A 25884-nucleotide genomic window follows, 5' to 3' on the forward strand; every position below is an offset into this window, starting at 1 on the left:
CACTTACTGGACTCGTGCGCCTCAACTGGGATCCGGCTTCCGGCTTCGCAGGGTTTTTTTCAGGCCCTCAGTATCCATGTAATAGGCAACTGCACCCATCTTCCTGGCTTCACTTGCTGCATACGCGCTCTGAAGACCCTTCTGGCAGTAGAATACGAATGTCCTGCCTTTCCCGAATCTGTCAATAAGTTCCTTAACATCCCCTATGCGCGCATGCACTGAACCGGGGTAATGCCATTCATCGAATTTATCATGCCCCCTGAGGTCCACCACCACAGGATCCAATTCTATGTCCTTCCCCCTTAGATCAATGTCAGGAATCCCCATGGTGTAATGGTCGATTTCACTTCCATTTATTGTGGTGTCGCTGGCTATCAGCTTATCGACAAATGGGAACATGGCCATGTCGTGATCAACCTGCTGCACGGTTACGCCCATTATGGAATTTCTTGAGAACAGGGAGCAGAACTCACCCTTGCTGGATTCCGGAAAAGTGCCTATCCTTCTTGCAAGATCAGTTATCTCATCCTTGTCCATTCCCGCCAGTGGCCGGTATACAGGAATGTCAGTCCCCCGGTTTATAACCATGAGATTTTCTGGGGTTTGTGAGGAGACCTGCCCCAGTGATTCGCCTGTCACTATGCCATAGGCTCCTGTGGACACAGCTATCCTTGCCGCAACAGAATAAAGAATGCGCTTGAATGTGACACTTGGGGCGGAGTAATCATCCCTGCCAGCCAGCTCTGCAACAATGGATGATCCATCCATTATATGAATCACAGGATCATATCCATGGCCCCAACGGGCAACAAGCCTCTTCATGGCCGAAAGGAAATCCACTGTGTCAACAGGGTGTGCAAGTGAGACAAAAACAAATTCCAGAGGTGATCCCCGCTTCATGGCCATCCATGCTGCCACAGGCGAATCAATTCCGCCAGATACAAGTGCCACCAGCTTTCCCTCCGAGCCTATGGGAAGGCCCCCAGGGCCCGGGCGGGAGCTGTTGAAAAAATACGCTCTGTTGTCACGCAACTCGATGTTTACCTCCAGATCAGGATGCTCCAGATCCACCCCAGCAGAATAAGGAAAAAGTGCATCACCAACAAGCAGATTCAGATTGATAGAAGTGAAGTTCTGTCCTCCAGCTCTTCTTGTCCTCACTGCAAATTTCTTTCCACGGAGGCTCCCTGCGTACAGCTCAGTTGCCCTGATCACAATTTCAGAAGGGCTGGAGAATACCATTTCAGTAACCTCAGAGAGTGATTTCACGCCCATTGTGCGGCTCAGAACCTCCATGACCGTTTCCGGATTTGAGTATCCATCAAGGAAGAGCCTCCCACGTTCCCACCTGAAAGTAGCATTTTCACCTGCCCGCAGAAGTCCCTGAATTATATTCCCACGAAGGCGGTTTTCCATCATCCTTCTTGCGTGCGATCCCTTGAGTCCTATCTCGGAGTATCTGACTATGATCAATATTTCCCCATGGGACAGTGGAATAAAACATTATGTGGAGCACTGCAAATGGGAATACGGCGGGAGATCGGAACATTTTATGCCAAAATATGTGGACCGAATCTTCCGCATCATTCAGAAAATCAGAATTATAATCCAGACAACAATATTTTTAAACTTATAATATTTCATATTATATTATGTTGAAGACTTTCATAAAAACCAGCAATTCGAACTGTTTCTCAGACACACTGACGAAGATCTACTTCCAGGTTGGAATAAGTGCGGTACAGGGCGATAATGCAGGATCCGGGTCTGCCATTGCAATTATTGTGGATAGAAGCGGTTCAATGCATGGTGAGAAGCTTGATGATGCTCGGGATGCTGCCAAGATGGTACTTGATGTTCTGGGGGAAGCTAATGAACTGGCCCTGTATTCATTTGCCAGCAGAGTGGAAAGAATTATACCAATGGGCCCTGTTGATGATGTGGATAGAATTTCAAAGGAGATTGACAGGATCAGGGCATCGGGAGGAACAAGTCTTTACAGGGCTTTGGAAACGGTTTACGACGATGCCAGGAAGTTTTCATCAGAAGGAGGGTCAGTAACAGCCATACTGCTCACGGACGGCCAACCCTCAGATGTCACAGATGTGGACAGGTATGAAAAGCTTGCGGCAAGTGCATCCGAAATTGGCATGAAAATAGTCAGTATTGGAATAGGAGATTACGATGAGACCATACTGAAGAAGATTTCTGACATTACAAATGGTGACTTCGTGAATGCTACTGACCGGAATCTGGTCTCAGAAACATTCAGGAAACATGCCAGAGAGGCTGCCACTGCTGGAGGTACATCAGTCACGCTGAAGATAGTCCCCCGGGAATCCGGTTCAGTGAATGTTTTTGATCAGTCCTTCACAGTGGACGATGGGATTGTAACAGTAAATCTGGGCTCTGTGGGCGCAACTCCAGTAAATGTGACAGGATCCGTGGACATAAAGGGTGGAGCAGAGGGTAGCATCACTGCCCTGCAGGCCATAGTTTCCTACAGGGACAATGACGGCAGTTCCAGGGAGGACAAGTTTCCTGTGACTTTGAACAGAACAAAGAACTCGGAAATGGTTGTGTCAGGCATAAACAGGGATCTTGTGAACGAGGCACGCCTGAAGATGCAGATGAACCAGGTGGAATACCTCATATCGCAGGGTGATTTCGACAATGCCACAAGAATTAACAGGCAGGCTATGGACGCTGCAAACGCAACCAGAAAGATTGAGCTCATAGAAGCAACAAGAAAACTGGACCGGGTGCTTTCCTCCGGTTCCGGTGAGGTTGACAGAAAGGAAGCGTATAACCAGACAACAAAAATAAAGAGGAATTGAAATGACATGGTTTTGCACTAAGTGTGGATCGCAGAATGAGGATTCGGAATCAGCGTGTGTCCTATGTGGATCAGGCAGGATCAGCGAGATGGAATCACAGCAGGGAGTTATGGTCCAGGATCCAGAGACCCAGCAGCCTGCACCTGAGCCTTCACCGGTCCAGCAGCCCCCCCAGGCTCCTGTTTCGGAGCATGCCGGGGAGCCCCAGGAGGAGAGTTTCCTGGAGTTCCAGTTTGTCCAGAGCCCCATGGACAGTCTTATGGGGAAGAAGGTAAAGGTGAATTTTTCCGTGTTTCCTTCCGTATCGGTGGGGCGTTCGCCTGAAAATGTTATGCAGATCCCTGACGCCAGTGTGTCGAGGATGCATGCAAAGATCATGCTGGATGGTGGTTCATATTACCTTGAGGATGTTGGCAGCAGCAACGGCACATTCATTTACGACGGATCGAAGTTTGTGGAAGTGAAGGAAAAAACAAAGATTCAGGAGAAATCCCTAGTGAAATTTGGAGAAGACACCATAGTGAAGGTTACGTCCGTAAAGGCAGTCTGAGGTGCTGACCTTGGATTTTCCATATCTCATAATACCGGAAATGATGGCGGGTACACTGGACAGGTATGTTGAGAAACTCGGCCATCCGGTACCTGTCAGGAAAATGGTCGTGGAATGCGGTGAAGCAACATTTGTGGGCGATACCCATGGTGCCCTTGATGTTTCCTCATATGCCCTGGCAGTTTCCAGGAACAGTGCACTCGTATGCTTTGTTGGAGACCTTGTCGACAGGGGCAGGAACCAGCTCTTCAATCTTCTGTTCGTGGTTGAATCAGCAATAATATCCGGGCGGGTGGTCATTGTACGTGGCAATCATGAAAGCACGCTGACGAACGACTACTATGGTTTTTCCGACGAACTGAAAAGCCTCGGTATTTTCGACCAGCTTTACCCTCATGTTGTGAGGCTTTACGGTAGGCTCCCGTATGCCCTGCTGCTGAACAACTGCATCCTGGCGGTGCATGGAGGAATCGCCAGTGATCCCTTGTCGCTTAAGGGCTGGGAATCCCTCCCCATGGATGACCCTGAACCATCAGATCCAGGCGCCTTCCAGATACTCTGGAATGATCCCAGGGAATATGTTGACGGTTTTCTTCCCGGCACCAGAGGCGAGGGAACCTACCTTTTCGGACCAGACGCCTTCAATGAGTTCGTTGAGAAAAATGATATCAAATTCCTCATCAGGGCACATGAAGTGAAAAAGTCCGGCTACGAGTATATGTTCCAGGGCAAGCTTATCTCAATTTTCTCGTCAAGGTACCACAAGGGAAAGGCTGCAATTTTGAGAATCGACCTTGGCCCTGACCACAGGCAGGAAATCATGATTGTTCCCGATGAGGAGGGCTCAATCGCATGGCCAGCAGACCCGGCCTGATACTGCGTGCAATTGCGGCAGCGCTGGCCATCGTTGGGATTCTCTTACTTGCAAATGTGTACGTTCTGGTTTTCCCGTCTCTTCCACACACCACTGAGATCATCATTCTGCTTTTCCTTGCAGCATTCGCCCTGTTTGTGGCTGGCAGAATATCTGAGAATACAAAATCCGGCTACAGGATAGCCCGATCCACACTGGTTGGCTTTGCATGGATTTTCTTCGTTATGTGGGTGTTTCTGGACTACATCAGCCTGAACCCACTTACTCTTCCGGCCGGGGTCTCATCAACAGTCGAAGCATACGTGATGGAAATACTGTTCTGGCTCCCATACGCTGTTGCAGTGGTGTCAGGTGGAGCATTCATCGCCGCCTTGGCATCAAGAGCCCCGGTCAAGAACAGAATATCCGGAGAAGCAATAATTTTGGGGTCTTTCATGATTCTTGTATTCATTCCCGTGATCAACCGTGGGATGGTGGCTTTCGATACAGTGCCAGTTTTTGCAAGGGAAGTTCTCTATTTCTCTGCACCCATTGTGGCGGTGGAGGCCTACTTCACCCGCTTCAAGTTTCACAGGCAGATAGCGAAGTTCCTGATTCTTGGCAACATGGTAATGCTTCCACTGAGATTCAATAACAGCATAATATTCCTAATCAGGGGATTTACATTTCCGACAACTATTGTATACCCGTTGCTGTACCTTGTGCTTTCATACATCATTCTCATAATAGCCGTGACAGCAGTTGTGTATATATTCCGGGGAATAGCGCCGCCGTCTGCAGCAAGGAAACTGGCAGGGGCCGTTATACCACTTGCTGGCGGCTATTTCGTTCTCTCATATTTCCATCTTCTTCCCATCTCATTCGAGAACGGAGGACTGACTTATTCGGAATTTATTTCGGCCCGGATCTATTTCATGCTTGTAATTGCCATTGTTATCTTGGCCATAATAATTCTCGTGGGAAGAATCATTGCAACACGGGGTGGCAAGGCGACAGTCCTGTATGGCTCTGTTCTGCTTCTCAGCATAATTATGATTTACAGATCAGGATATTCTGCTCATTTCCAGGTTCCTCTCATTGCTGGAATGACGGTTACAGCTGTGGCAGTGGGAAGCGCTACAGGGATATCACGCAGCCTTAAGGAAAGCTTCCTGGGTAATTACGATCTCCTCAAGACTGTCAAAGTGAAGGGAAAGGGGAGTCCACAGCCTTCAGCTGGATCCGCGCCGGCCACGCCTGCCAGGGTACACATCCAGCAGCCAGCCACACCCATTGTGCCCACTTCAGTGAACGTTCCCGACTTCTGGATAGGACGCGAAATATCCGGATATACTGTCAGGGATATCATAAGCCGTGAGACTGGGTTCGCTTACGTCCTTAGAGCATCAAGATTTGGTGAACCGGATGTTGCCATAAAGATCCTTAAGCCCTTTGCTTCAGATGGCACCAAGATTGCTTTCGATAACGAATTTCTGAGGAAATTCCTCCTTGAATTCCAGAATGTCATGGTGCTGAACGGGAAGAAGTATGTGGTCAACATAATTGGGGTGGGTTTGAGGACATATCCTGACGATGGAACAAAGATGGACAAGTACAAGGAAAATCCACCTGCAATAATAATGGAACTGCTGCAGGGTGGAAAACTTTCCGATCTGGATTTCAAGTTCAATACCATGAAGCAGATGGAACTGTTCTTTGAGATTGCTATCAGGGTTTCACAGGGTCTTCAGGATGCACATGATGCCAGAATCCTGCACGGTGACATAAAACCTGACAACATAATGTTTGCAAGCAGGAATGGATTCTCTGTCAAGTCTTATTCAAGGACGCCTGATAAGCTCATACAGGCAATAAGGAAGAACGACATAACACCAAAGATTGTTGATTTCGGTTCAGCCAAGATCAGGGGTCTCGGTAACATTGTATTTTCTCAGTTTTCCGTGCTGTATTCTCCTCCAGAGATTCTCCTGAGCAACTATGACACGGACGAGACCTATGATGTATATGAGTTCGGCATGGTGATGTATTATCTTCTTACAGGATCAGCCAACGATTTCAGGACTGCCAAGAGTCTTGCCAGGAGGCAGGTCTTCATTGAAAGCCGTGTGAATTCTGGAAAATTCTACACTGACAGGAACGCTCTTCTCTGGGAAGCTACTGCTGTGCCTGTGACTGAGCCATCAAAAGTTAATCCCCTCGTGAGGAAACCCCTCCAGTTTCTCATAATGAGGTGCATCGATCCCGATCCAGCAAACAGGTACAGCGACATGAGCGAGATCAAGAAGAGCCTGATTCACTGTGCAGTGAAGGATTACGGCTTTAAATCGGTCCGTGACATATAACGCTGCATCATCGCCGTTATGGGAATTCAACCCGCAACTGGGACTCTGGATTTGTTTTGAACCGGGACTGCATATGTTAATATCTCACCATGAATTTTATTAGGACATGATAAAGTGCCCATCTTGCGGTTCGTCCATGCCAGATGGCTCCCTGTTCTGCCAGAAATGTGGATCAAGACTTCAGCAGAATGTACCGGTTCATGAGCATCAAAACCTTCCCCCTGATCCCCCTCCTGCAGTAAGTTCGGTTTTTGCCCAGCTGGAGAAGGTTCTGAACAAATCTGACGTATCGGCGCATTCCGTCAGTGGGCTTCCAGGGCTGATTTCCGGTGATGATAACCTTCTCATAGTCTCCCCCGGCCCGTCGGTCATTATGGTTAAAATCACGTCGGAGCCAAATTCCAATACATGGGAGGATATGGTGAGGGCGAAATTCCGGATGGGATCAGATATTGGCGTGGCGGTTCTTGATGATGCACTGAAATTGAAGGAAGATGTCAACATAAAGGCACAACTGGCAAAAAGCGGCATTTTTACAGTCAGTAAATCTGAACTCACAGAAAAGGTGAAGGGGATTTCAGCAACTGCTGGATGGCAGAGCATCATGGATCAGATACTGAATGCAACTGGAATATCCCGTGATGGGGATCGCATGATATATTCAATGTCACAGACCAGATATTCACTTATTCCGGACAGCGTGAAAGACAAACTGAAGAAGTGGATGGGAAGAAACAACCCACCATGACGTCTCATCCGCACTGAAGGCCCGACCCTGACGCTCAGCCTTCGGTAAAAAAAAGACAAAATCAGAATTTAATGGGCTCAGAGAGTATTCCAATGATTATTGGCTCCTCCTTTATGATCCATTTTCGTGCTGTTGCCTCCCTGAGCTTACCGGTTACATGGGACCACTGGGAAAGCGAATCTGTTTCGTAAAGAACCACAAACTCCTGATCACCCAGCCCATATGAGTATGTGGTGTACGATCGGATATCCCGGTTCTCGGGGTGTGATGTTGCCATTCCAATGTGCTCAGCAAGTATCCTCTTCCTTTCATCATAATCAATAAGATACCAGTCAGGCGTCTTGCTCATGGGATACGCGACGAAATATCTCTTTGGGACGAATCTCAGTGTGTCCTCAAGGCTTCTTACATCCCTGAGGTATGGAGAATGCTCGTAGAGCGAAAACATGCTGTACCTAGCTGATCCATATCCTCCCATTGCCCTCATGATGCTCTCCTTGAATCTGGACATATCCATGGGGTCATGGGAGGACATCCAGAATATTACGTCGCAGTCATGCCTTATGGATCGGTACATCCTGAGGTTGATCAGCCTCCCCTCATATTCCCTGAAAGTTACGTTCAGGGCCTCAACCACTGCATCCCTTTCCGGCTGCTCCAGCGAATAGAATTGATTGTTGAAGGAGAAAGTTGCCACATAGGTGTAGATTTCATCTGACAATGATATCATTCAGTAATCATTACTTCATAATTATGCATTTCCAATTAATATATGGCAATGGCTATCACGCCGCAGTGGCTGTTTTCAGTATTCCCAATTGAAAATCCTTATTACTGTATTATTGTTATTGACTCATGGATAATGATAACATATTCAATGCCGTCAATGCTGTGGAATATTACGTGGGTTCAGCAAGGCAGTGGTCATTTTACCATCAGCAGGCACTGGGTTTTGACCTCATTGCATATGCCGGTCCTGAGACCGGTGTGAGGGATCGCGTTTCATACCTCCTGGGTCAGGGGGACGTCCGTCTGATTTTCACCAGTTACCTGAACTACAATTCTCCAATTGCCGATCATGTGAGATATCATGGGGATGGAGTGAAGGACATTTCCCTTCGCGTTGAAAACATTGGGGACACCGTGGACTTCGTCAGAAAGAGAGGCGTCGCAAAGATTTCACCAGTTTCAAAAATCACGGGCAGGGAAGGCACTTTTGATACCGCCAGAATATATTCTTACGGTGAAACAGTGCACACGCTTGTTGAGGAGGACAGCTACAAATCAGGAATTCCTCCCGGATTTGAGGAAATCGGGACCAGGGGAAAACATGTCGGTCTGAAGAAGATCGATCATACTGTTGGTAACGTTGAGGACAGAATGATGGATTCCTGGGTAAATTATTACGTCAAGGGGCTGGGCTTTGACCAGCTCATAAGCTTTGATGACAAGGACATAAGCACAGAATACTCTTCTCTAAGGTCAAAGGTTGTGCATTACGGGAACAGGAAAATCATCTTCCCCATCAATGAGCCAGCCCTGGGGCTGAAAAAGTCACAGATACAGGAATACCTGGACTATTACAACTCACCAGGAGTACAGCATATTGCCATAGAGACGGACAATATACTGAAAACCGTGGCAGAGATGCAATCAAGGGGTGTGGAGTTCCTCACAACCCCTTCAGTGTATTACGATACACTTCTGGACAGGGTTGGAAAGATTGACGAAAAGGTCGAGGATCTTCGTCGCCTGAACATACTGGTTGACAGGGACGATGACGGATATCTCCTCCAGATTTTCACAAGGCCAGTTGGTGATAGGCCAACATTCTTCTACGAGATAATCCAGCGTAAGGGAGCCACATCCTTCGGCAAGGGAAATTTCAGGGAACTGTTCAAGTCCATTGAGGCAGAACAGGCCAAGAGAGGGAACCTGTAACCATGAGGATTGCAAGGGTCGAAACGGAGGACGGTATAAGGACCGTTATCGCAGTTGGAGAAAGCTTCCTGGATCTGGGTGAGATCATAGGGATGCCTGTGGAGGAACAGGGGAGGTCATTTTACTCCGTTGTGCTCAAGAACCTTGAAAAGATCAGGAGTTTCATTGCGAGCGGACATTACGCCGGAATCACTGACCATGTCCCAACATCCTATCTAGTTCCCATGCCTTACATAAACCAGATCAGGGATTTCTATGCATTTGAGGGTCACGTGAAGACAGCCAGATCCCTGAGAGGGCTTGATATGGTACCGGAATGGTATGAATTCCCTGCATATTATTACTCAGGCAACTCATCCATCTATGCCAGTGATCATGATCTGCCCTATCCAGGATTCTCTTCAGAACTTGACTTCGAGCTGGAAGTGGGAGCAATAATAGGCAAGGAGGGCAAGAACATCTCCGTGGCGGATGCATGGTCGCACATCTTCGGCTTCACCCTCATGAACGACTGGAGCGCCAGGGATCAGCAGAGAAAGGAGATGAAGATCGGGCTCGGTCCCTCCAAGAGCAAGGATTTTGCCACAAGTATGGGCCGTTTCATTGTAACCGCAGACGAGATGGAAACACACCTTGACCAGAACCGGAAACTTGACTGCAGCCTTCAGGCAAGCTTGAATGGCGATCTTTTCGTGGAAGGGAACCTGAAGGATATGCACTGGACTTTCCAGGAGATGATTTCATGGGCATCCACTGAAACTCTGCTGAAGCCCGGAGACGTCATTATGAGCGGCACGGTGTCAGGAGGGTGCATCCTTGAGAGAGGACCTGAAAGAGCAGGATGGCTCAAGGCAGGAGACCAGGTGAGTTTTCACTCAGACATACTGGGGGACCTGGTCACAAGAATCGTGGAGGCGGAATGAGTTGGTGTTTTACGTCAGGCAGGGCAGAATGCCAGAAAGCCGGCACACATACGATGATAGGAGCAATATACTCAGGGAGGAACTCTTCGGGGAGGAAAGTTTTGACGGACCTTACTCTCTCCTTTACCACCTTGGTGAACCGACACGGGTTAAATCCGTGAAGAAGATATCCCGCGAGCCACTGGATAAGAGCTCAGCAGATGTGATGATTCACAGGCATTTCCAGACAGGAAATCTGGGCAGAGGAGGGGACTTCGTAACTGGCAGGAGATACCTGATGTTCAATTCCACGGTCAGGCTGTCAGTGGCACAGACATCTGAGAACGCGGGAACTCTTTACAGAAACGCACTAAGTGACGAGGTCTACTTCATTCAATCCGGTCACGCCACAATGAGGTCCATGCTGGGAAACCTGGATGTTTCGCCGGGGGATTATCTGTACATTCCAAAGGGTACAACTTACGCCCTTGATTCATCATCAGGTCTGGATTTCTTCCTTGTTGAATCCAGGGAAAGGGCTTCCATTCCACCAAGATACCTCAACATTTACGGCCAGATAAAGGAGGGTTCGCCATACTATACCAGGGATATCCGTGTTCCCCGCCTCCAGGATCCATCAACAGATGGCGGATCGTTCGATGTACTGGTGGATTTCGGAGATTATTTCCTCAGGGAGGAAAGAGACATGAATCCCTTCGACGTGGCGGGCTGGGACGGCTACCTCTACCCATTTGCAATAAGCACCGGGTCAATGGCGCCAATTGTGGGAAAGTTGCATCAGCCTCCTCCGGTTCACGAGACATTCAGCGGAAAATCTTTCATGATAGGGACATTCCTTCCAAGAAAATTCGATTTCCATCCCAGATCCATACCAATATCCTATTACCACAGCAACATTGACACCGATGAGGTTCTTTTCTATTCATCAGGGAGTTTCATGAGCAGGAAAGGCATATCTGCAGGATCAGTAACGCTGCACGTCAGGGGCCTCATCCATGGGCCGCAGCCAGGGGCGCTTGAATCCGCCATAGGTAAAGAGGAGACGGACGAGGTTGCAGTCATGGTGGAAGCGTATGAGCCGCTGAAAGTTACCAGGGATGCCATTGGGATAGAAGATCGAGCCTATATGGAATCATGGTACAGATGAGGTTCAATTATCTCCCCATCAGGAGGGTTTACCATGGCACTGGTGTGCTGAGAGAACTTCCAGAACTCCTGAAGGAGCTTGGAACCAGGAAAGTCATGGTGATGTCATCAAGCTCAGTTTCGAAAACGGTATTTTACGGCGATCTGCTCAGCGAAATTCCTGGAGATTATGCCGAATTCAGGGAGGTCACGCAGCATTCTCCAATGGAGGAGATTGAGCACGCTACCGAACTCATGAGGAACAGGAATTGCGATACAATACTTTCAGTTGGTGGTGGAAGTGTTCAGGATGCTGCAAAGGTGGTGAGGTATTATTACGACATAGAGGCACCCCAGATCGCAGTTCCAACAACGCTTTCTGCAGCTGAATTCTCCCACATTGCAGGGTATTCCATCGGGGGCGAGAAAACCGGAATACGGGATGCCAGGATCACACCACATTACGTATTCCTGGATCCGGAGCCGGCCATGGAAACCCCCCAAAAATTATGGAGGACATCGGGCATAAGGGCACTGGATCATGTCATTGAAACAGTGGTATCAAATTTCAGCAGTGAACCTGCCCGTATAATGGCCAGAGAGGCAATGAGAAAGATATTCATCAATCTCCACGGAGATACATTGCCGGAAAAGCATGAATGTCAGCTGGCGGCATGGTACTCGTATTTTGAAGTGTTCGACGTGCCATTCGGCCTGAGCCACCTCATTGGCAGAGTCATTGGCGCAAAGTGGGAGATACCGCATGGGGTTACCAGCTGTATAACCCTTCCCGCAGTCCTCAGGCATTACGTGGAAGTGAATCCTGAGCCACTGGCACTCATGGGATCATGGCTTGGACTTTCCGCATCAGATAATAGGGAACTGGCATTGCAGTTTGCAAGAACGGTGGAAAGCTTCATCAGGGGTCTTGGATTTGTCCCACGCCTTGGTGACTACGGGATAACCCGTGACGATTTCAAATATATTGCGGGAAAGATTAATGCTCCTGGCAGCGAAGTTCTTGAAGTCCTGGAAGACATGATCTGAAAGAGGCGGCAACCTCAGAGAAGAGTCGCTTCCATGAGGCCTGATTTCTGGGACTTTTCCCTTACAATATTGATCTGGTCAAACTTTGTGATGCTGATCTCCATAAGAGGTATCGCAGTGCCAGAAAAGAAGTGTCCTCCGACCATTATGTGGTCAGCTCCGGCACCCGAGCAGTGGATATGAAACCTGGGCTCCACAGAGGCAATGCTTCCATGAAACACAACCATCTCAAGTGGGCCTTCGTACGTTTTGCGTATGTACTCAGTCCCGGTGTAATAACCGATTTCCAGGTTTTTTGCGGCTCCCAGCCCCCACTCTATTTCACCTGAACTGATATGATACTTCTCAAGAACAGAATTGAGACAATCCCGAATGTCTTCGCCGTATTCAATTTTAAGAAAGATCTTGTTTCCTTCGGATTTAGACTGCATGGTTCCAGTAACGTCTTTATGGATAAAAAACTGATACAGAAATAAGCTGTGAATATACATTCTGTGATATAATCTGTGAATTATAATAACTGAATGTTTGATGCCGCAGGATATTGATAACACTGATCATATTCAGGTGGCACTGCCATCAGTTCCCATGCTGTAGAACACAGACCACCTGCCATTTTCCCTGGTAACTCCCAGGATGGAGCAGTTCCTGAATCTCACAACCCCATCGGCCGCGCCTATGTTGCTCTGGTAGAAACCGCGCATGAATCCGCCATGGGTAACCACCAGAATCCTCCTGCCCTCATATTCCCTGTAAATGCTGTCAACTGTCCTGTTTATCCTCTCAAGAAACGCTGGAAGTGTTTCCACTCCCGGCAGGCCGTCGATGGAGTCCGAGAGTATGGTGGTCATTTCAATTTTGAAGCGTTCCCTGATTTCATTACTTGTCAATCCCTCAATGACTCCGCCTGTACGTTCCCTGAGATCATCACATGTCCTGAAATCCAGGGGATGGACTTTCTTCATGATGATCTCCGCAGTCTGGACAGTTCGCTTCATTGGGCTTGAAATTATGACATCCGGTGAAAGAGATGCGATTATGGGAACAACGGCGGATACCTGTTCAATTCCCTCCTGGCTCAGATCCTCATCAATGGAGCACTGCCATACACCAAGCTTATTCGATTCTGTGACGGCGTGCCTCAGGAAGAAAATCAGGGTCTTCAACAGTTCATAATTGAACTGTCATATATTTCTGTTGGCACTGTCCGAAAGGCCGAGCCAGAACTTCTCCTCAAGGTCCAGTATTCCCTTTGCTCCCTCCATGAATTTCTTTCTGGCAACTGGATCATCAGCATGCTGTCCCAGCACATTTTCCATTGCCTCCTCATGATGTTCTTCCAGCTCCCGGTGGAATGTGAAATACTTGAGATCAATGCTGGAATATTCCGGATGTTTCTGCATCCATATCTTCATCCCGGCAAGGATCTTGTCCCACATTGGTATTGCCATGTTCTCAAGCCCGAATTCCGCCCCAAGAGCCTGGAAGTGATCTCCGGCGAAGTAGTTCCGCATGCCGTCAAGCCATGCCTTTGTGCTGGGAAGCTGCCTGCTTCCAACAAGATCCATGGGTTCCATTTTCAGGCTTCTCAGGTACGATCTGTAAAGGAGTTCGTGCCTTTTCCGGGGGTCATCGTCACCAAGTTCGGACACAAGGATTGTGGTGAGGTTAGCTGCATCATCCTCGTCAGGCGTATTTACCAGCAGCACGGAAAGTATTGACGGCCACTCCCTTGTAAAGTGGTAAAATTCCCTGGAAAACCTCATGAATTCATCCCTGGAAATATCCCCACGCGCAAACCTGTCAATAAATTCGTTGTTGGTTGCGCTGTGCTTCTTCACAAAGTTGTATGTTTCCCTGTAGAAGTTATTGTCTTCTTTCATCATGATATGTTATTGAATTATCAATATTTAAGCATATCTAATCAAAAATATTCAGTCTTATTCATATGCTCCTGACCAGCAGGTCGTGGAGCAGGCTCCGGAACCTGGAAAAAGCGTGAAATACATAAGAAGAGGCGATCCGGTGTATTTGCATAACTTCCCCTGGTCATATCTCCCTGAATGGAAAAATTGACAAGCACTCCAGATATATGTGAGCGATCAACGTGGCACAACTGAGGAATCTTGAAAAATTTGAAATGAATGCGCTGGACATCTGCAAGGATGAGGAATTCAAGGAAAAGCTCAAGGTTTGGGTACAGAAGAAGAAGGAACCCCTGGATAACTACGGCCTCAAGAAGCTCAAGGACAAGATAGAGAAGCATCAGAGGAAAATGGCCAAGGCACAGAAGAAGGCAGGAAACGCTTGAAGGCAACAATTCTCACCATTGGGAATGAAATCCTCAAGGGCAGGACGGTAAACACAAATTTCTCCCATATAGGCCACGTCCTGACATTTGCTGGTTACGAGGTCTTCCGAGGTCTTGTTGTCCGTGATGACCCATCCGAAATAGCGTGGGGAATAACCCAAGCCACAGGCTTCAGTGATCTTGTTGTGACATCAGGAGGTCTCGGCCCAACATTCGATGATATGTCGGTTAAGGCAATTGCAGATGCTCTGGGAATACCTCTCGAGACAAATGCGGACGCCCTGAGGATGATCCGGGAAAAATATTCAGCACAGAACCTGGAACTCACGCCGGAACGCATGAAGATGGCAATGCTGCCAAGGAATGCCGAGGCAATAGCAAACCCTGTTGGCACAGCCCCGGGTGTGTTCTTCAATTACCGCGGAGTAAGTATACTGATTCTCCCGGGCGTACCATCCGAGATGAAGGCAATACTGGAATCCATGATCCCAAGAATACGCATTCCAACAGTTCATTATTACGAGGAAAGTGTGGTTCTGCACGGGATCATGGAAAGTGCATTTGCCCCAGTTGTTGCAGATGAGATGAAGAAGGCCGGAGGAAGCGTGTATATCAAGAGCCACCCCTCATCAGCCGAAGTATCTCATCCTGTCCTGGAGATTGAGGTTTCCGGCACAGCCCAGGACGATGCAACCGCAGTTAAAGTGGTGAGAGCAACACTGGAGAGCATAAAGAAGAGGCATCAGGAAATGCTGAATAAAAAATGAGACAATGAAAACGATCAGTGAGCGCCGGGCGGAAATATTGTGTTATCAAAATTCAGGTATCTCCTGTCCTCGAACCGCAGGTAATCCGGATTAACTCCCTTTATCAGAGCCATGAAATATGCCATGTAGTAAAGCGGAACCATTGCAGTTATGGCGTCCGCATAGATATCTCCAGTTTTCTCGAAATCAATCCGGTAATCACCATCGCCATTAACCACAAGGGTCTTCGTGGAAGTATGCCTGCATGCATGGACTATTTCCGCGGTTCTCTCCCTCACTTCGGGTGAATCAACGATTACCACAAGGGAATTTTCGTCCAGAACTGCCGTGCATCCATGGTTGAACTCCTCCAGCTCTATGCCTTCCGCGTGAAGATGGGTCGATTCCTTCAACTTCTGGGCCCCTTCTCTTGCAACAAGATAGTTCGGACCTGCACCAAGTACAAAAATATCCCTTATGCTTGAAAAATTGCCGGATATTTCCTGTGCCTGCTTTTCCAGACGGTTCAGCTCTCTCTCTACAGTGCCGGCCAGTCCCCAGATGTCAAAGTCAAGTGAACCAAAGTGAATTGCCACCTCAAGGGCAGCGAAAGCGTTATCAAAGAAAGCCTTGGTGTTGCACAGAGACATGTCTGGCGAATCGCCTATAACAATGGGGACATCCGCCTCAAGATAAAGGGGGGAGTCCCTGTAATGGGTTACTCCCGCAGTCCTGGCTGTTCTCTTTGCATGCCTTACTGCATCCACAGTTGATTTTGTCTTGCCCGTGTGGGAATACGCCATCACCAGATCCATGGGCTTCCAGTATTTCTCCAGTTCAAAAGCCTGTACAGGATACCATTGCCTTCCATGTTCAGTAAGAATTCCTGAACCTATTGCGGCAGCATGATAGGCAGTGCCATTTCCGGTCACAAACAGGTTCTTCCCGAGAAAGCTGTAATCAAGCCTCTCCATTATATCAATGGTATTCCTGATGCCATGGGCGCTTGATTTCAACATATCATACATCACATATGGGTGTCCTTTTCTCAATTCAGGTAAATCATCAGTCATTGTTATGAGAAAATGGCATATGATATAACGCTTTGCAAATAATTTTCTGAAATTTTAACTGCAGGATGAGATGTGCCCTTTAATTTACCGGAACAGTGGATGAATGCACCCTGGCAAATCAACATAAAGTTCTTCCAAATGAATCAGAATATAGAATGTGGAATAAATTATGAATGTAGTTTCCCGATCATTCTTTTTTCTTCTCCGAAGGGATATCCTTGTGCTCCAGTGAAGGAGTGTTTGCACGGGATGTTTTCTCAACCTGCTTCTTTATTTTCCTTCCCCTGGCGGCTACCACCACCAGTGCTGCAACCAGAACCACAATGACCACAAGTATTGCTATGTTCAGAGGGGTGAACGTCAGGGAACTCTGAAGCTGCTGAGTTACTGTGGGCGTTACCTTCTCGTTGAAGTTGTACACCTGTAAAGTCGGCTGAGGTGAGCTGTTGGTATACCATGTCACTATGAGCTGGGCCGGATAGGTCTCAAGCTTTGCTGACGAACTCACGTCTACCAGGAATGTTATGGTCATCTCCTGGCCGGGGAGAAGTTTTCCGATGGTTACGTTATCTGCTGTAAGCGAGGACAGCGGATTTGAACTGGATACATGTATGGAAATCACACTTGGGGAAACAAGGTGTATTTCAAGATCATACATTGTAACATTGCCAGTATTGGTCAGGTTGAACTCCTCAAGGTTCTTGCTGCTGCCAGGTTGCATTGTTCCTATGGTTGATGTAATCCCCAGGATTCCATAGCCGTGAACGTAGGTGCTGATGGCGCTTGTCATGTGCCCATATGAAACAGTGATGGTCTGGGCGCCTGTAACATTCAGAGCGTCCACAAGGAAGGTAAGGTTCTCAGTGGAACCGGATGCAAAGTAAGGAATATGGTATTCTGAAGTCAGGATGCTGAAGCCTGTTGATTGCAGGGAAACATTGAAATTCTGGTATGAGCCAAGACCAGTGTTTGCAAAGATCAGATCCAGCGATATGTATTTCTCATTCTGGTATACCACTGGTGGATCCATGAAATAGTTCACCAGCCCTATGCTTGGTGTGGCCAGAACTCCAATCTGGAACGGAACACTTTCAGTTGTGGAAACGTTGCTGACATCCCTGACACTCATCTGGTATAAGCCGTTGGTCGTGCTGGAACTTATATTTACAAGCTGCTCCAGAACAATTTTAACCGTAGCAGGGCTGGAAGTGGGAGAAGGAAATGTGAGGTTCTGGTAATCAACCACAGTGGTGTTGGGTCCATGGACATAACTGTAACTGAAGAAACCGGACGATCCCAGATTAATGCTTAGATTCTGCCAGTTTGCAGTGAAGTAAGTATCCTCAATGGTCACAAATATGGGCACATAGCTGGAGTTTGGAGAAACCTGTGCCGATGAGTTTGGGCCGTACCATGTGGCCGATATGACCTTGATCACCGGAGCTGGTGGGGTAGCTGCGTTGGATGCGGGAGCAACTGCCACAACAGATGCCATCAGTAAAAATATCACGCCAGTCAATAACAGAGCTTTTTGTTTATTCATTTATCTCACCATTTTTTCCAAATGTCACGTTTTTCATGTAGAGTGCAAAAATCACGGTTAGGACGAGGAAGACCATGCCTACCAGATATATGTACTCGAAGGAGAGGGAATAGGGGAAGTTTTCATATACAGGCATGAAGGGAAGACCTGCAATCTTCACGTTCAATACTCCCACGAGAACAGGAAGCGTGTAAGTGGTCTCAAGAACACCGCCAATTGCGGGAGCAATGGAGGTCCCTATGTTCCTGAAAACCGTGTTCATTCCTGTGGATACTCCAGCTTCCCCGGGTGGAGTGGACACAAGCAGGATGTTTATGACCCCAACGAAAATGAAGGAAAGGCTGATTCCCAGTACTGTTGCGTCTTCAAGTATGGATAGTGTTGTCTGGCGGTTGAAGAGAAGTGCAAGATACGACAGGAAAAGTATTACTGAACCAATGAGTATTGCAACTTTCGGGCCACGGTTTGTTGTTATCCTGGCAGAAAGAGGTGCAAATACCATTGAAGCAAGTGCAGCAGGCAGGAGAGTCAGCCCGGAAGTTATGATTGAAACCCCGAAACCTGCAGGTTCAGGGTCCTGCAGCATTGTGGGAACTGTATAGAAGAGGAAGAACATTCCAGCCATTGCAAACATTCCGGCCATGTTGGCAAGAAAAACATTTCTTATCCTGAGGAGCTTCAGGCTCACGAAAGGCATTGAAACCTTCCGCTCCACATAGATGAACGCCACGAATGCCAGGATCGATACAGCAAATACTCCGATGGTTGATGGGGAATCCCATCCCCAGTACTGTCCCTCAGAAAGGCCTAGAATCAGCAATATTACTGAACCAGCAAGGGCAGCTACGCCTCCAAAGTCCACTGTTTCCCTGTGGCGAGGTGCGTAGTCTTTGATTATGTAAATAGAGGCAATGAAGAGACCGAAAGCAACTGGTATAGCAGAATGGTATGACCACTGCCAGCCGAAATACTGCGTGATATAGGCACCCAGTACAAGTCCTACTGCAGCGCCCCCAGTGAAGGTGGAACTCACTATGCCCTGCGCAAGTGCCAGATTCTCACGTGGAACCTGATCATTAAGAAGGGCATACGCAACGGGAAACATCCCCATACCAAGACCCTGGACAGCCCTTATTGCAATGAACTGCGGCAGTGTTGTTGCAAAGCCTCCAAATGAGATTGCGACCTATCTTTTCCCCTGATTAACACTACATTCTATCTAAAATAAGCTGTTTTAAGGTGTCTGTGAAGGAAAAGATTCTTATAGTGTGTAGTGTTATTATCACTACATGACATTCACCCGGAGGCTTCCAAAGGGAAAAAACATCTACGTTTACCGTGTGACAAACCACAGGATAAAGGGAACAAAGGAAGTGAAACAGGATTCTGTGTATCTTGGAAAGGAGATTACCGTGGATGGAAAAACCGTGATACAGGAACCGAAGAAGCGGATCATGGTTAGGAGGCTTCTCGAATCTGCGCCATACATAATGTACCGATATGCGGAGGATTTCGGAATAATAAATGATTTCATACCTGCCATAAGCGGTTTCACCAGCATGAGGGAGGCAGCCAGGAGAATCGTTGTACTGGCTGCAATGGACATGTTCGGTTCCGCCGGTTCCATTGAAATGCATACGGGCATAAGGGACGGCACAGTGAAGGAGAACCGTGATCTGGTGGATTTCATCGGTTCTGAAAGTCCACATATTGCAGCAGTCCTTCAGAAAGCCATATCAAAACGCATAGTGAAGGAGTTCGGATCCTCAGGCATAGTATATGATCTCAGTGCAATACGATACTACGGAAAGGATAATGATCTTGCAGAGTACGGTCATTACTATGATTCCAACGGGGAGAACAGGGAGATCAACTTTGTTCTGGCAGTGACAGGGGATTCCGGAATACCGGTGCACCACAGGATCATGCCCGGCAACATAGTGTCGGTTTCAGCCATCAGCAATCTTGTGATGGAACTGAAGGATTTCGGCATCCGTTCAGTGATGATTGTCATGGACAGGGGTTTCTATTCTGAATCCAACGTGAAGGAACTCCAGGATCACGGCATAATCGCTTCAGTCCCCGGTACGCTTTCCGTATATACGGATCTCCTGAAGAAGTCCTCGGGCATAGAGAGCTCCAGGAACTACATGCAGTATGGTGAGGATACAATATTCCACAGGTCCTTCATGATCAATAAGATGCGTTACATTGTGTACTACAGCGCAATGAGGAAAGCGGAGGGCATAGAATCATTCTACTCAAGGCTCTCGGAGGCAGAGAAAAGGCTCAGGGGCATGATGGCTGTGAAGTTCAGCAGCAGGAACGACATGATTCGGTCCGTCACGGAATCTGTCAGGGGCATGGGAAGGTACATAACGCTTAAATTCACCGGATCAACATTCACATATTCACTGAAGCACAGAGCAATACAGTCACACACATCACGCATGGGATTCTTCATACTACTCACAAACACCAAGATCAGTGAGGCGGATATCCTGCAGATATACAGAAGGAAGGATGTGGTTGAGAAGGCATTCATGCATTCAAAATCCGTAATGGAACCCCTGTATGCACGTACAGAGGAGGGGACAAGGGCGAGGGTGTTCCTCTCCATTCTCGGGTATGCAATCATGGCAATGATTGCATACAGGTGCGGCCTGACATACAACCGGACTCTGGAAACCATAAGGGGCATCAAGGAGGTTGTCTACGCCAATGGCTCCCACAGTACTGTGGAACTCACAAAGGATCAGAAAACACTGCTGGAGAAACTTTCAATTGAACTGTAGTGTTAAAATAGGGCAAAGATAGGTTGCGAGAGTATAGATACCCGCCAGAAGAACAAATATCCTTTTCTTTCCATATATGTCAGCAAGCCTGCCGAATATGGCTGCGGAGACTGTTCCCATAAGGATGTAAGCCGTTATTATCCATGATAGCTGGTCATAGTTGGTGTCAAAAAATTTTACCAGAACCGGAAGAGCAGGCGTTACCATTGTTTCTACATATGTAATGAGAATCCCCATTATTGACATCAAAGCAATGGTTTCCTTTGCTCTCCTCGTGAATGCCATTTAATATACCTACCATATACGTCTGTACTGTTTGCAAGGTCAAGTGTGGGATTTGATTTGCAGTTAATTATTAGCTAGTTAATAAATTTCACTTTTCCCCGTACAGATCAGATGATGCTACGCAGGTCTTAAATTGTTAAAAACCATGGGAAAATTCCATGATCTCCAGAAAAGTTGAAGAGCTGAATCCATGGGAATTCTTTGAGGCAATGGATCAGGAAGATAATGGCAAGGTCCTTGTGGTTGATGTCAGGGAGATGGATGAATACATTGGGGATCTTGGTCATATTAGAGGATCGATGAACATTCCGCTAGGTGAACTCCCAAAACATCTGGAAATGCTGAGAAACCATGGACGAATCGCATTCGTATGCAACACAGGAGACAGAAGCTATTTTGCATGCAGGTATCTGATGGACAACGGGATCAATCAGGTACTGCACCTGAAGGGAGGACTTGTGCAATGGCACCTCTCCGGTCTGGATGTGGATTATGAATGAAAAAATCATCAGGAACATGTCATCTCTGGCGGTGACAGAGCCAGGAAAAAAAATACTTGATGCAGTGGAAGAAACAATGGGCCGACTTGACCCTTCAAGGATTGTAAGGGATTTCCTGAGTTTCTTCTCAGAAGGTGATATCCCTGAGGACGTTAGAATAATTGGCTTTGGCAAGGCATCAGCAAAAATGATGGCCGGAGCCTTGGAAGTCCTGCGTAAGCCGGCTTATGCCGGCATAATCATTCCAAATGGAATGGAACAGCCTGATCTTCCCAGAGAGGTTCAGGTACTCCGGGGCAGCCATCCAATTCTGGATTCCTCCAGCATTGAATCAACCAGAAAGGTCCTCAACAATATGAAAGAACTGAATGAGGCGTCGGTTGCCATAGTGCTCATATCAGGTGGTGGATCAGCCCTTTTCGAGCTTCCGGTTGAGGGCATAAGTGTGCAGGATTTCGCTTCAGTATCAAAATGCGTCATGAACTCTGGTGGAAGCATCCAGGAATTGAATGGAATACGATATACGATGTCGCAGGTGAAGGGAGGAAAGCTGGCGAGATTCCTTTATCCTGCAAGAGTCACGGCGCTGATCATCTCGGATGTACCCGGAGACGATATCTCTGTAATCGCATCCGGACCACTGGTTCCTCCAGATATGCCAGAAAATTTGCTCCGGGAGAACCTTGAAAGGTTTTCAGCTCTCTGTCCTGATCTGGCCCGAGTGAAAGATAAGCTGGACCTGAACCTTCCCGAAAGTTACGATGGGATTTTCAGAAAGGTACAGAACAGGATCATACTCAAGAACTCAGATTTCGTCGACTCAATAGCGAATATCCTGAGGGAAGATGGAAGTGTGGTAAGGGTACTGTACGAGCCAGTCACTGGCGATGTTCATAAGGTCAGCCATTTTTTCGTGGAAACAGCAAGAACAATGTATGCCGATCTACACAGACCATTCTTTCTGGTGGCCGGCGGAGAGACTACAGTTACAGTTCACGGAAACGGCATAGGCGGAAGGAACTGCCAGCTTTCAGTGATGGTCAGTGCCCTCTTCAGCAGGGATGAAGAATTTGCATTTGCAAGCCTTGGTACTGATGGAATCGACGGAGTGAGCCCTGCCATGGGCGGCATCACTGACAGTGTCTTCAGGAATAGGGTCACAGAAAAGGAAGTGGAGGCATCCCTGGATAAGAATGATACCTTTACCCTGCTGGATAAATACAGGTCTGCAGTGATATCTGGTTTTACCGGCAATAATGTGTCTGATATATTCATATGCTATTATGCAGGAAACAGTGCTCCCAGCGGTAATTGAAATGTACTATGATGGGATAAAATAATTAAGAATGAAACAGAAACTCGGTTGGCTGCATACACGATATTTTAAAGCCAACATTGCAGGGTGAGTACAGCAAAAATTTCCAGAAATGTCTTGTGGGAGCTTGGCCAGCCATGTAGCGAGGAAGTAGCTTGCCCATTTTCTTTCATGGTTAACAATAAGATGGAACGCATCATCCCCTTATCTAAGGTGAAGAGTTGATATATATTCTTTATTCCCGGACCACATCCGGTACACTGGACACAGAGAAGAGAACGGCAACAGTAAAAGGAAAGGATCATCATTTAGATCCCGGTCTGGAAGTGCTTCCCGGTGATTCAATTTCAGTCGGTGGAGAAAGATTTGTGGTTAAAAATCCCGGGCCTTATGATTTTTCGTCTGCAACAAAAAGGGTCGCACAGATTATTCAGCCATGGGATGCGGGAGTAATTCTGTCATATTCAACAATAGGTCCAGGTTCAAATGTGCTAGAATCAGGCATTGGAAGTGGATCACTTTCTTACCAGATACTGAGAGCTATTGGCGAAACAGGTTCACTGACATCCGTTGAGATCAATCCGTCATACATTAAACTGGCCAGGGAAAATGTAGCACGCCTCCTGCGGGACGCCATAATAAGAAGATGGACAACAGTTGAGGGTGATATCTCAGAGTATCGGGCTGATGAGAAGTTCGACTCCTGTATACTTGATGTACCAGAACCTTGGGTGGCCTTAAGAAATGTTTCTGCATTACTGAAAACTGGGGCCGTACTCTGTTTCTACTGCCCTACTTTCAACCAGACTGAGAAGACAGTTAATGCACTGGATTCATCGGGCTTCCACTTTCTGGATTCCTTTGAAATTCTCAGCAGGAAAATACTTGTCAGAAACAATGCAACGAGGCCAGATAATGATGTAATCGGGCATACTGCATTTCTTTCCTTCGCGCTGAAGCTTTCCGGAATTTCAGTGAAGGCCTGATTTTATTAAGCATGGTTTGTAATATTTTTCGTTCCGTTGACCCAACTGTCATTCCGGTTGCAAAATAGATTAGAAATAGGATAATGGCATGGATAAGCATGGAGCGTGAGCTCATATGTGAAAGGTGCAATGGAACAGGTTACATCACGGATAACTCCGGCAAACAGGATGTTTGCCCCATTTGCTTCGGATTGGGCACCTATAAGACTTCAGACCCGCTCCCACCTCTTTCCAGAAGCAAGAGAGACATCAAGAAAATGCTCATTTACACACTGCTTGGCCTGGGAATATATTATGCCGTGTTTTTCTACTACTTCATTCAAGGGGATATTTCTGTGACGGCTGCCATAATAATACTTATTGCTGGGCATTCAGTTGCCATAACATTTATCGTACTTTATGTTCTATTTTCTTACGTTTACTCTGCTTGAGTGCTGACTCATTCACGAAACGAAAAGCGTCAGCGTCAGACTCCGGGAATTCTAACTGTCAACTCTTAATGTGCCACGCAGGCATAATGCCAGTAATGAAAATTCCAGTATAGATTTTTAGTGAGTCATTTGACGGAATTCTTCTTTACACACTGCTAATAGACATGAAGGATGACCGGGTGCCAACAGAGAAAGCGTTCACGCCTTTATCAGGTGACACAGATGTGCATGGAAATGCCGCAAAATGTGGTTTCGCTAGTCAATGTCATCTCATTTTCAAAAAAGTGTATCTAAGGTAAATCAGAGTTTATAAAACCAAAAAATATAGAACATGGAGCTGAGATGATAAACAACTCCAGAGATAGATTTACTCCCATTTTTAACACACTAAATCAGGTAATACTGGAGTACAAGGTAAAAAACCCATCAATGGATGACGTTGACCTGCTGCAATCCCTGAATTCCATAAGGATGTTCCTGAAGAGAAGAAAGATGGTTCTAAACTCCCTTGACCGTGAGATCTTTAATGCTCTGGCTGGAATTTCCAATCTCGGCGGGTATAACACACGCGACGCCATTGACTGCCTGAACTTGCTCCAGGAAAATGTGAAGCTTGCCATGGGAACTGGGGGTAGTTATCTTGTGGCGCTTGAAAAGCATCAGTAATTTATGACGCCAGACATAAGAGGATAGACTTATCAAAGACAGAAAAGAAGATTATTTTTAATAAATCAATATAAATCGCTTTGGCGTAGAATGGTAAACACGCCAAACCATATATATCCCGGCTTCCGGATTTGAACCAGAGACCTGCGGATTACGGCGGTTTTCCATGCCGTGGATTCCCTCTACAGTCCGCCGCTCTACCAACTGAGCTAAGCCGGGTTCATCCAGATGGACTGCAACAATAAAAATTTTCGGATAGGCTGGCTAAAATGAAACATTAAGGAATGCTACCAAAAGCAATATTGCCATATTAAGAATGGCAACCAGCATCACAACCCAAAATATTTTTACTCTCTGTTCCACAAACGATTATGATTATCAAAAATAAAAGCTTTGGTGATCATTTATGTTGTATCTGTGGTTCGCCAGTCTCCCTTATGATCTGCATTATCCTTGCCACCTCATCCCAAAAAGTTTCTCTTATTTTCAAGTTCCTCATGCTGAAGTTATTTTTTTAGAAGGATATAAATTTTGTCTGACATCGGCATACAGTACTTCGACGCTTATTATCCCGAGAAATGCGGTATTTCAAAAAAATTCTTAATTTACCAGGAATATCAGTATATAAAAGAAAGGATATCTAATAGACAACTGACGATTGGAGAAAGATTTGCAAATCTTTCGAAAATAGTCACTCAAAACCCTTTGAAAAGTTACCTTATCCGTCATATTTGCCAATGTTCGCAATTGTAAAGGAGTTGTCGGACAGCATAAAAGTGAGATATAGATTGAAACTTAATAATACAGGCTTAGAATAAAATAACACATATTTAATCGAATTTTTTG

The 25884-nt window shown here is 46.8% G+C and carries 26 protein-coding genes and 1 tRNA gene; 17 read left to right on the top strand and 10 right to left on the bottom strand.

Going from position 1 to position 25884, the window contains the following annotated elements:
* Positions 1 to 21 precede the first annotated feature (21 nt).
* Positions 22 to 1473: a tRNA sulfurtransferase gene (locus RE469_09065; GenBank protein WMT44342.1), complete on the bottom strand. Its 1452-nt coding sequence runs from the start codon at positions 1471 to 1473 to the stop codon at positions 22 to 24.
* Between the two features lie 179 nt (positions 1474 to 1652).
* On the opposite strand from RE469_09065, the gene RE469_09070 reads away from it, so the two are divergent.
* The 5 genes from RE469_09070 to RE469_09090 all read left to right on the top strand — a co-directional run bounded on the left by RE469_09070 (position 1653) and on the right by RE469_09090 (position 7351).
* Complete coding sequence (locus RE469_09070; GenBank protein WMT44343.1) at positions 1653 to 2837, top strand: VWA domain-containing protein; 1185 nt, start codon at positions 1653 to 1655, stop codon at positions 2835 to 2837.
* A 1-nt stretch (position 2838) separates the two neighbouring features.
* Positions 2839 to 3387 (top strand): FHA domain-containing protein, encoded by a 549-nt coding sequence (locus RE469_09075; GenBank protein WMT44344.1) that lies wholly within the window; start codon positions 2839 to 2841, stop codon positions 3385 to 3387.
* A gap of 10 nt (positions 3388 to 3397) precedes the next feature.
* Entirely contained in the window at positions 3398 to 4261 is an 864-nt protein-coding gene (locus tag RE469_09080) for a metallophosphoesterase (GenBank protein ID WMT44345.1), read from the top strand.
* Complete coding sequence (locus RE469_09085) at positions 4240 to 6603, top strand: protein kinase (GenBank protein ID WMT44346.1); 2364 nt, start codon at positions 4240 to 4242, stop codon at positions 6601 to 6603. Before RE469_09080 ends, RE469_09085 begins: the two co-directional genes overlap by 22 nt.
* Positions 6604 to 6709: 106 nt before the next feature.
* Positions 6710 to 7351, top strand: a complete 642-nt coding sequence (locus RE469_09090) for a zinc ribbon domain-containing protein (protein WMT44347.1) — start codon at positions 6710 to 6712, stop codon at positions 7349 to 7351.
* 61 nt (positions 7352 to 7412) lie between these two features.
* On the opposite strand, the gene RE469_09095 is transcribed toward RE469_09090, so the two are convergent.
* A complete protein-coding gene (locus RE469_09095) occupies positions 7413 to 8072 on the bottom strand; it encodes a chlorite dismutase family protein (protein ID WMT44348.1) in 660 nt (219 codons plus the stop codon).
* 134 nt (positions 8073 to 8206) lie between these two features.
* Here RE469_09095 and hppD point away from each other — a divergent pair, with 134 nt between their 5' ends.
* Genes hppD through RE469_09115 form a run of 4 tightly spaced genes read left to right on the top strand, consistent with a single transcriptional unit; the run spans position 8207 to position 12387 of the window.
* Complete coding sequence (gene hppD, locus RE469_09100; GenBank protein ID WMT44349.1) at positions 8207 to 9292, top strand: 4-hydroxyphenylpyruvate dioxygenase; 1086 nt, start codon at positions 8207 to 8209, stop codon at positions 9290 to 9292.
* A 2-nt stretch (positions 9293 to 9294) separates the two neighbouring features.
* Entirely contained in the window at positions 9295 to 10215 is a 921-nt protein-coding gene (locus RE469_09105; GenBank protein ID WMT44350.1) for a fumarylacetoacetate hydrolase family protein, read from the top strand.
* A gap of 28 nt (positions 10216 to 10243) precedes the next feature.
* Positions 10244 to 11362, top strand: a complete 1119-nt coding sequence (locus RE469_09110) for a homogentisate 1,2-dioxygenase (GenBank protein WMT44351.1) — start codon at positions 10244 to 10246, stop codon at positions 11360 to 11362.
* Positions 11350 to 12387, top strand: a complete 1038-nt coding sequence (locus RE469_09115; protein ID WMT44352.1) for an iron-containing alcohol dehydrogenase — start codon at positions 11350 to 11352, stop codon at positions 12385 to 12387. The genes RE469_09110 and RE469_09115 overlap by 13 nt, the downstream gene beginning before the upstream one ends.
* Before the next feature lie 14 nt (positions 12388 to 12401).
* On the opposite strand, the gene RE469_09120 is transcribed toward RE469_09115, so the two are convergent.
* The 3 genes from RE469_09120 to RE469_09130 all read right to left on the bottom strand — a co-directional run bounded on the left by RE469_09120 (position 12402) and on the right by RE469_09130 (position 14273).
* Positions 12402 to 12818, bottom strand: a complete 417-nt coding sequence (locus RE469_09120) for a DUF296 domain-containing protein (GenBank protein ID WMT44353.1) — start codon at positions 12816 to 12818, stop codon at positions 12402 to 12404.
* Between the two features lie 132 nt (positions 12819 to 12950).
* Positions 12951 to 13553, bottom strand: coding sequence for a histidine phosphatase family protein (locus tag RE469_09125; protein WMT44354.1), 603 nt, complete (start codon positions 13551 to 13553; stop codon positions 12951 to 12953).
* An 18-nt stretch (positions 13554 to 13571) separates the two neighbouring features.
* On the bottom strand, positions 13572 to 14273 hold the full coding sequence (locus tag RE469_09130) for an iron-containing redox enzyme family protein (protein ID WMT44355.1): 702 nt from the start codon (positions 14271 to 14273) through the stop codon (positions 13572 to 13574).
* A gap of 221 nt (positions 14274 to 14494) precedes the next feature.
* Here RE469_09130 and RE469_09135 point away from each other — a divergent pair, with 221 nt between their 5' ends.
* Together RE469_09135 and RE469_09140 are read left to right on the top strand one after the other, a co-directional pair.
* Positions 14495 to 14698, top strand: coding sequence for a hypothetical protein (locus RE469_09135; protein ID WMT44356.1), 204 nt, complete (start codon positions 14495 to 14497; stop codon positions 14696 to 14698).
* Positions 14695 to 15465 (top strand): nicotinamide mononucleotide deamidase-related protein, encoded by a 771-nt coding sequence (locus tag RE469_09140; protein ID WMT44357.1) that lies wholly within the window; start codon positions 14695 to 14697, stop codon positions 15463 to 15465. Before RE469_09135 ends, RE469_09140 begins: the two co-directional genes overlap by 4 nt.
* A 14-nt stretch (positions 15466 to 15479) precedes the next feature.
* Here the strand turns inward: RE469_09140 and RE469_09145 are convergent, their stop codons facing one another.
* The 3 genes from RE469_09145 to RE469_09155 form a co-directional block, all read right to left on the bottom strand.
* A complete protein-coding gene (locus RE469_09145) occupies positions 15480 to 16517 on the bottom strand; it encodes an SIS domain-containing protein (protein WMT44358.1) in 1038 nt (345 codons plus the stop codon).
* Between the two features lie 187 nt (positions 16518 to 16704).
* Positions 16705 to 18027: a hypothetical protein gene (locus RE469_09150; GenBank protein ID WMT44359.1), complete on the bottom strand. Its 1323-nt coding sequence runs from the start codon at positions 18025 to 18027 to the stop codon at positions 16705 to 16707.
* A 25-nt stretch (positions 18028 to 18052) separates the two neighbouring features.
* Positions 18053 to 19240 (bottom strand): MFS transporter, encoded by a 1188-nt coding sequence (locus RE469_09155; protein WMT45656.1) that lies wholly within the window; start codon positions 19238 to 19240, stop codon positions 18053 to 18055.
* A 109-nt stretch (positions 19241 to 19349) separates the two neighbouring features.
* Between RE469_09155 and RE469_09160 the strand changes: the two genes are divergently transcribed.
* Entirely contained in the window at positions 19350 to 20855 is a 1506-nt protein-coding gene (locus RE469_09160; GenBank protein WMT44360.1) for an IS1634 family transposase, read from the top strand.
* On the opposite strand, the gene RE469_09165 is transcribed toward RE469_09160, so the two are convergent.
* Positions 20841 to 21140: an MFS transporter gene (locus tag RE469_09165; protein WMT44361.1), complete on the bottom strand. Its 300-nt coding sequence runs from the start codon at positions 21138 to 21140 to the stop codon at positions 20841 to 20843. The genes RE469_09160 and RE469_09165 overlap by 15 nt on opposite strands.
* 158 nt (positions 21141 to 21298) lie before the next feature.
* Between RE469_09165 and RE469_09170 the strand changes: the two genes are divergently transcribed.
* The 5 genes from RE469_09170 (at position 21299) to RE469_09190 (ending at position 25038) form a co-directional block, all read left to right on the top strand.
* Positions 21299 to 21640 (top strand): rhodanese-like domain-containing protein, encoded by a 342-nt coding sequence (locus RE469_09170; protein WMT44362.1) that lies wholly within the window; start codon positions 21299 to 21301, stop codon positions 21638 to 21640.
* The gene (locus tag RE469_09175) at positions 21633 to 22955 is read left to right on the top strand and encodes a DUF4147 domain-containing protein (GenBank protein ID WMT44363.1); all 1323 of its coding nucleotides are present in this window, start codon (positions 21633 to 21635) and stop codon (positions 22953 to 22955) included. The genes RE469_09170 and RE469_09175 overlap by 8 nt, the downstream gene beginning before the upstream one ends.
* Positions 22956 to 23176: 221 nt before the next feature.
* Entirely contained in the window at positions 23177 to 23941 is a 765-nt protein-coding gene (locus tag RE469_09180; protein WMT44364.1) for a methyltransferase domain-containing protein, read from the top strand.
* An 83-nt stretch (positions 23942 to 24024) separates the two neighbouring features.
* Entirely contained in the window at positions 24025 to 24372 is a 348-nt protein-coding gene (locus RE469_09185) for a hypothetical protein (protein WMT44365.1), read from the top strand.
* A gap of 342 nt (positions 24373 to 24714) precedes the next feature.
* Positions 24715 to 25038, top strand: a complete 324-nt coding sequence (locus RE469_09190; GenBank protein ID WMT44366.1) for a hypothetical protein — start codon at positions 24715 to 24717, stop codon at positions 25036 to 25038.
* A 116-nt stretch (positions 25039 to 25154) separates the two neighbouring features.
* On the opposite strand, the gene RE469_09195 is transcribed toward RE469_09190, so the two are convergent.
* Positions 25155 to 25257: transfer RNA gene (locus tag RE469_09195), tRNA-Tyr, on the bottom strand.
* Between the last annotated feature and the right edge of the window lie 627 nt (positions 25258 to 25884).

Source organism: Cuniculiplasma divulgatum (assembly GCA_031200235.1).
GTDB lineage: Archaea > Thermoplasmatota > Thermoplasmata > Thermoplasmatales > Thermoplasmataceae > UBA509.

Bases quoted from the DNA above. Each gene is read 5' to 3' on its own strand.
- RE469_09070 (WMT44343.1), top strand. From the start codon at position 1,653: ATGTTGAAGACTTTCATAAAAACCAGCAATTCGAACTGTTTCTCAGAC.
- RE469_09075 (WMT44344.1), top strand. From the start codon at position 2,839: ATGACATGGTTTTGCACTAAGTGTGGATCGCAGAATGAGGATTCGGAA.
- RE469_09085 (WMT44346.1), top strand. From the start codon at position 4,240: ATGGCCAGCAGACCCGGCCTGATACTGCGTGCAATTGCGGCAGCGCTG.
- RE469_09090 (WMT44347.1), top strand. From the start codon at position 6,710: ATGATAAAGTGCCCATCTTGCGGTTCGTCCATGCCAGATGGCTCCCTG.
- hppD (WMT44349.1), top strand. From the start codon at position 8,207: ATGGATAATGATAACATATTCAATGCCGTCAATGCTGTGGAATATTAC.
- RE469_09105 (WMT44350.1), top strand. From the start codon at position 9,295: ATGAGGATTGCAAGGGTCGAAACGGAGGACGGTATAAGGACCGTTATC.
- RE469_09110 (WMT44351.1), top strand. From the start codon at position 10,244: ATGCCAGAAAGCCGGCACACATACGATGATAGGAGCAATATACTCAGG.
- RE469_09115 (WMT44352.1), top strand. From the start codon at position 11,350: ATGGTACAGATGAGGTTCAATTATCTCCCCATCAGGAGGGTTTACCAT.
- RE469_09120 (WMT44353.1), bottom strand. From the start codon at position 12,818: ATGCAGTCTAAATCCGAAGGAAACAAGATCTTTCTTAAAATTGAATAC.
- RE469_09130 (WMT44355.1), bottom strand. From the start codon at position 14,273: ATGATGAAAGAAGACAATAACTTCTACAGGGAAACATACAACTTTGTG.
- RE469_09145 (WMT44358.1), bottom strand. From the start codon at position 16,517: ATGACTGATGATTTACCTGAATTGAGAAAAGGACACCCATATGTGATG.
- RE469_09160 (WMT44360.1), top strand. From the start codon at position 19,350: ATGACATTCACCCGGAGGCTTCCAAAGGGAAAAAACATCTACGTTTAC.
- RE469_09165 (WMT44361.1), bottom strand. From the start codon at position 21,140: ATGGCATTCACGAGGAGAGCAAAGGAAACCATTGCTTTGATGTCAATA.
- RE469_09170 (WMT44362.1), top strand. From the start codon at position 21,299: ATGATCTCCAGAAAAGTTGAAGAGCTGAATCCATGGGAATTCTTTGAG.
- RE469_09175 (WMT44363.1), top strand. From the start codon at position 21,633: ATGAATGAAAAAATCATCAGGAACATGTCATCTCTGGCGGTGACAGAG.
- RE469_09185 (WMT44365.1), top strand. From the start codon at position 24,025: ATGGCATGGATAAGCATGGAGCGTGAGCTCATATGTGAAAGGTGCAAT.
- RE469_09190 (WMT44366.1), top strand. From the start codon at position 24,715: ATGATAAACAACTCCAGAGATAGATTTACTCCCATTTTTAACACACTA.